This is a genomic window from Aggregatilinea sp. (genome assembly GCF_036822615.1).
Classification (GTDB): Bacteria; Chloroflexota; Anaerolineae; order Aggregatilineales; family Aggregatilineaceae; genus Aggregatilinea.
In genome coordinates this window covers 1-5,729 of the sequence record NZ_DAISHJ010000192.1, presented here as the reverse complement: position 1 = coordinate 5,729, position 5,729 = coordinate 1, and the positions used below count along the sequence as shown (strand labels likewise).

4 protein-coding genes and 1 pseudogene are annotated in these 5,729 nt (G+C 62.1%); 3 read left to right on the top strand and 2 right to left on the bottom strand.

Annotated elements, in window-relative coordinates; all coding sequences use genetic code 11:
- The first annotated feature begins 334 nt into the window (after positions 1-334).
- Entirely contained in the window at positions 335-976 is a 642-nt protein-coding gene (locus tag V7116_RS25185) for a LysM peptidoglycan-binding domain-containing protein (protein ID WP_324394761.1), read from the top strand.
- 283 nt (positions 977-1,259) lie between these two features.
- Positions 1,260-3,077 (top strand): phage major capsid protein, encoded by a 1,818-nt coding sequence (locus V7116_RS25180; RefSeq protein ID WP_324394760.1) that lies wholly within the window; start codon positions 1,260-1,262, stop codon positions 3,075-3,077.
- 554 nt (positions 3,078-3,631) lie between these two features.
- Here V7116_RS25180 and V7116_RS25175 read toward each other — a convergent pair.
- Together V7116_RS25175 and V7116_RS25170 are read right to left on the bottom strand one after the other, a co-directional pair.
- Entirely contained in the window at positions 3,632-4,156 is a 525-nt protein-coding gene (locus V7116_RS25175) for an FHA domain-containing protein (protein ID WP_324394759.1), read from the bottom strand.
- Between the two features lie 209 nt (positions 4,157-4,365).
- Positions 4,366-4,908: an FHA domain-containing protein gene (locus tag V7116_RS25170; RefSeq protein ID WP_324394758.1), complete on the bottom strand. Its 543-nt coding sequence runs from the start codon at positions 4,906-4,908 to the stop codon at positions 4,366-4,368.
- 164 nt (positions 4,909-5,072) lie between these two features.
- Between V7116_RS25170 and V7116_RS25165 the strand changes: the two are divergent.
- Positions 5,073-5,729: pseudogene (locus V7116_RS25165) on the top strand (hypothetical protein); the annotation flags it as partial.

Genomic DNA, 5,729 nt, shown 5'->3' with positions numbered 1-5,729 from the left:
AAAACTGGTTTCTCACGCTCTCGTGACCCTGCGAACTGTAGGGGCGGGTTTCAAACCCGCCCTGGTTTTTGTCCGGATTTAAAAGTTAAAGAGCATCAAATCTGTCCCCACAAAACCCTGTTGGGCGGTGTTTGTCTGCGTTTCGCGGGGATACATCTGGGCGGGAGAGGGGCGGAATATCGACGGCGGATCGAGATAATGTAGCAGCAAGACTTCTCTCCGCAGGCATATCGCAGGGTTTGAGTTTGGTTGGCATAGTATATGCATGACAAGAATGCCTCTATAATACAATTAAGGCTTGAGCAACGATTTGTCTTTGAAGGGGGAATACCGAATGAAGAAGGGTAGCGGGTCGCGTCTATTAATTGCAGCGATGGTTCTGGTCCTGAGCCTGTCGCTGGGGGCTGGGATTGTGGCGGCGCAGGGATCCAGTCCGTTCGTTATCGAGTGCATCGCTGACGGCATGACCATTTGGAACGGCCCGACGGCGGTGTTTTACGTCAACCTGTCGCAAATCTCCCTGCCGCTGAAGACGGCCATCTCAACGAACCAGAATCAGCGGATCGTTGCGGGGGCGACGGTCAGCCTGTGGGCATTAAAATCGAATGAGCTGCAAGTGCAATACAACGCCGGGCCCGACTCGGCCAAGCTGGTCGTGTCCTCGGACGTGTGCGGGGCCATCCCCTCGGTGATCGGCACACCCGCAGCCCCGGCACCTGTTCCGGCGGCAGTGACGAACTACCCGCTTTACTGGCCGTACTACTATTACCTCCAGCCCGCCTACGTTGCCGTGCCCGCGGTCGTCGTCGATCCGGTCACGCCCGCATGGAGCGGCAAGGTCCACGTGGTGCAGCCGGGCGAGAACCTGTTCCGCATCGCGCTGAAGTACGGCGTGACGTATCCGCAGCTGGCGGCGCTGAACGGCATCACGAACCCCAGCCTGATCTATGCCGGTCAGGAACTCAAAGTTCCGTAAACTGCCGTTCGCGGTTCACATAGCACATGCACAGGGGCATCCGCACGATGCCCCTGTTTTTTTGCGCTCTCCACGGGTTGAGGCGTGCTCGACATGCCCGGCTTGTTTTCTTCCCCTGTTGTGAAATCGTGTGCGTAACACGCGTCTGACCGCTGATTTCCCTCGCCGCTAGTGGTCACCATTACCGGTTGAAAACTAAGGTTGAGCCGTTTGGGGCGAAGACAAAATAGAATATATGTTCTATTCTGTAATCGCATGGTGAGACGAAGCGGCAGGAGGGGCGATGGAACGCGACACCATCCGCGCGCCGGTGCTGACGGCGGCGAAAGCGTTGGACCTGGAAGGACGGATCGGCGGGTATCTCGTCGTGTGGGGCGACGCGACCAAGCGCGATCTGCATGGGGAGTTTTTCACGCCGGATACGGAACTCGGCCTGGAGTGGTATCCGCGCCGCCCGGTGCTCTACCAGCACGGGCTGGACGGCGAGATGGGCCCGGTGATGATCGGGCAAATCGAGTCGCTGCGCGCCGACGATACGGGCGTGTGGGTGCAGGCCCAGCTCGATCTGCGCAGCCGGTGGGCGCGCGCGGTGATGGATCTGGTGCAGCGCGAGGTATTGGGCTGGAGCAGCGGCAGTCTGCCGCATCTGGTCGCGGTGGGCACGGATGGGCACATCCGGCGCTGGCCGATCGTCGAAGGCAGCCTGACGCCCAGCCCCGCCGAGCCGCGTTATACCGATGCGGTGGCGGTCAAGGCGGCGTTCGAGGCGCTCGGACTGCCCACGGAAGACTTGTTGGAGCGGGATGCAGGGGAGGCGGATGAAAACATGGATATTGTGACGGGTACGACCGGGCGCGGTGACGCGATCAAACGGCTGCCGGTGGCGCAGGAGGCGGTGCGCCCGCACGCTCCGGCGATCGAGGTGCGCAGCAAGTACGCGGATCTCGACGCAGTGGATATGGCGTTCATGCACACGTGGCTGAGCCGCAGCGGGCAGTGGACGCCCTCGGTGAATTTCATGCGCGAGCTGGCGCACAAAGCCTATCGCGCGGTGGACAGCGGCCAGTTGGACGCGGGCACGCTGCGCGCGCTGCCGGTCAAGTCCGACGAGCTGATGCACACGGGCAGCGAGGGGTTCGGCCAGGAATGGGTCCCCGACGTGTGGTCGAGCGAGCTGTGGCGCAAGGCGCGCGCCGAAAACGTGGTGCTGCCGCTGTTCCGCATCGTGGAGATGCCCAGCAACCCGTTCGAGCTGCCGATCTCCGGCACGGATCCGACCGTGTATTACGTGCCGGAAACGCAGGACGAGGACGACCTGACACTGGGCAGCACCAACCCGATCCCCGACAGCCAGATCGGCAGCGGCAAGGTGACGCTGCGCGCGAAGAAGCTCGCGCTGCGCGTCGGTTTTTCGGCGGAGCTGGCCGAAGACGCGACGCTCCCGCTGATCCCGCTCTACCGCGAGCAGGCGCTGCGCGCGATGGCCGACGCCATCGATCACGTGCTGCTCAACGGCGACACGACCACTGCCGCGACGGGCAACATCAACAGCGACGACGCCGCGCCGAGCGCCACGTCTCGCGTGCTGGCCTTCGACGGCCTGCGCAAGCTGCCGCTGGTGACCAACGCCGCCAACGGCCAGAGCGCGGGCGGCGTGCCCTCGGTGGCGCTGCTGCGCTCGACGCGCTTCCTGATGGATCCGCGCTACGCGCTGCGCCCGAAGGACTGCGCCTGGATCGTCGATGGCAGCACGTACGCCAAGCTGCTCAGCATCAGCGAGGTGGCGACGGTGGACAAGTTCGGGCCGTACGCGACGGTGCTCACGGGCGAGATCGCCAAGCTGGACGGCGTGCCGATCCTGGTCAGCCCGGAGATGCCGCTCACGCAGGACGACGGCAAGGCCAACACCACCGGAAACACGAAAGGGCAGGCGGTATGTGTCTACCGGCCCGGCTGGGTGGTCGGCTACCGGCGCCGCATCGCTGCCACGATGGATTACCTGCCGTACTACGACGCCTACCAGATGGTGGCGACGGTGCGGCTGGCCTTTGCGCCGCTGGATTCGGAGGTCGCCAGCGTGCTGTACAACATCACCGTTTAGGGCGGAGCGACCTCACCCCCGGCCCCTCTCCAACTTGATTGGAGAGGGGAGAAAAGCGGTTTGATCCGGCGGGGCGGTGTGTGTTGGCAGGGATGGTGCTCTTTAACTTTTGAATACGGAGGCGGAGAAAGGGCAGGTTGCAAACCCATACGCATTAAGTTAAGTGTGTCACAGGGGAAAATCGGGAACCATGCTTTTCGTAGGGGCGGGGCTTGCCCCGCCCGTGGTGAGAAAAGCCGGGTAGGGCAAGCCCTACCCCTACGGTTACCACCGCAGGCGCTTTGGTTTCACGCCAGGGAAAACGGTCCTGTTTGCTCCGTTAGCCTAAAGCCTATGGGTTGCAAACCCGCCCTTACAAGACCTATAAGGCATCGGCGGGTGGTGAGGGGTCGAGAGTGGTTTTTGGTTTTGGCTGATCGCTAATCGCTGGTGGCTGATCGCTTTAAAAGAATAACCGGGCGGGCGCGGTGTGCCGTGTCACCGCACCTACCCGGGTCAAGCACTTCGGTAGACGGACGCCCCGCGCGACCGCCGCCCGGCAGAACGTCCAGCCGCTAGTTGGCGGCCTGCTCGATGAAGCTGACGGTCGAGCGCAGCGTCGCCATGCGAAGCTCGTCGCCTTCGGCCAGGATGTACTCACGGTACGGTTCCAGGCGCTGACCGTTGATGTAGGTGCCGTTCGTGCTCTTGAGATCGACCACGACGGCGTGATTGTCTAAAAAGCGGAACATGCAGTGCTCGCGCGAGACGGTCTTGTTCTGCGCGACAGCGGTCCGCGACTCGATGGGCGTGCCGGGCGGCAGATTCAGCGTGGCGCGCCCCACGATCCACGACTCGTTGAGGGGCAGCAGCAAGATCTGGCCCGAAAACTGGAAGACCAATCGCACGATCGTGGCAGGCGTTACGACGGACCGCGCGATACGTGCCTCGGAATCCAACGCCGCCATAAACGACGGCTGATCGGACAGCGGCGCAGCGGGCTTGGTGACCCCCTGGCGGTCGAACATTCCGGGTTGTTCGTGTGGAGAACTTGACTGGTCGTACGGCTGTTCGGGTGGACTATAACGCGCGGTAGACATAAAAAATTAGCTCCATGTGATCCGGCCCAAGATCAATACCGATAGTAGAAGCCGCCCACCTGACCCTTCAGGAAGCGTTGCTCATTTACAAATTATAAACCAAATTTTAATGGAATCACAATGTACGGTTGCAATTTGGACAAAATTCACATTCGCCAGGGCGGGATCGAGGGACGCTCAATCGAACTGTGGAGCAGCCAGTTGTGAACTTAGCCGAGGTCAGCCTCGAATGTGGAGAAGGAGACCAACAGATGCAACGTGCCGAGGATGAGCTTGTCGCCGTGCGCAACAACGTGTTCGTGCTGGGGCATGATTAGCGATCCGTTGAGGTGGGTGCCGTTGGTGCTGCCCAGGTCACTGACCAGCAGGCGATCGGCGTCGCGGCGGAGCATGACGTGATGGCGCGAGACCCCGTGCTTGACGGCGTTGAACTCGGTCAGGTCGAGGATATCGTCGGCATTTCCGCCGTCGTCGCGCCCTAAAACGATAGGTTTTTTGATTTCGATGGGTAAGCAGATACCGGAGGGGAGAAGCTGAAGAATTGCGCGGGCGTCGGCGGGGAAGAAGCGGTAGCCGTTATTGTCGCCCTGCATCGTCAGCGAGCGGCGAAGGACCGGCACTGTGACGGGCGTAACCAGCGTCAACAGCGCCTCGCCGCAGAATGGGCAGCGAATGGTGCTGGGCGGTGCGTAGTTGCCGCACCGGCTGCACCGAATTTGCTGTTCCTTGAGCGGATCGGTTGGGACGGGCACTATCCGGTTCCTTGTGTTGTCAGACAAGCTACTGAACACGTCCCCTTTATCATAACGAATTTACGGCTCCAAGATCTATACATTTCGGAATAATTCATGAAATCTTGGTCCCTGGGGTAAATCACCGTCCGGACGTAAAGGCGTGCTAGAAGTAGGGAGGCTGTATGAACTGTTATGGGACACTTGACTCGCTGCGGCGCAGCCTGGGATTGAGCGCCGTACAGCATACGGATGACGATCTGTTACTGGATCTGTTGGGCGCGGCGTCGCGGCTGGTCGAGCGGCACACCGGGCGCAGCTTCTACCCGCGCCGCGCGGTGCGTGCGCTCGATTACACCGGGCCGGGGCTGCTGCTGCTCGACGACGATCTGCTCGATCTGCACGCGCTGACCAACGGCGACGGGACCGGGATCGCGCTGGAGGTGGTGCGCGCCCTGCCCGCCAACGAGGCCGTGAAATCGAGCCTGATACTCGACCGGACGCGCGCGTTGTTTACGTACCACGATATGCCGTTGGCCGCGATCGAGGTGGACGGCACGTGGGGCTGTCACCCCGACTGGGCGCACGCCTGGATCGATTCGGGCGATGACGTGCAGACCGATCCGCTGGGCGCGGACGAGACGGTGATCGCGGTAGCGGATGCGGACGGGCCGTGGATGGGCGACGGGCCGCGTTTCAGCCCTGGCCGGTTGCTCCGCATCGGCTCGGAGTACCTGATCGTGCTGGCGGTGGACACGACCGACGATCTGTTGACGGTCGAGCGCGGGGCGAACGGCACGACCGCCAGCGTACACCCCCTGAGCGCGCCCATCGAAGCGTAT

Bases quoted from the DNA above. Each gene is read 5' to 3' on its own strand.
- V7116_RS25175 (WP_324394759.1), bottom strand. From the start codon at position 4,156: ATGTCTACCGCGCGTTATAGTCCACCCGAACAGCCGTACGACCAGTCA.
- V7116_RS25180 (WP_324394760.1), top strand. From the start codon at position 1,260: ATGGAACGCGACACCATCCGCGCGCCGGTGCTGACGGCGGCGAAAGCG.
- V7116_RS25185 (WP_324394761.1), top strand. From the start codon at position 335: ATGAAGAAGGGTAGCGGGTCGCGTCTATTAATTGCAGCGATGGTTCTG.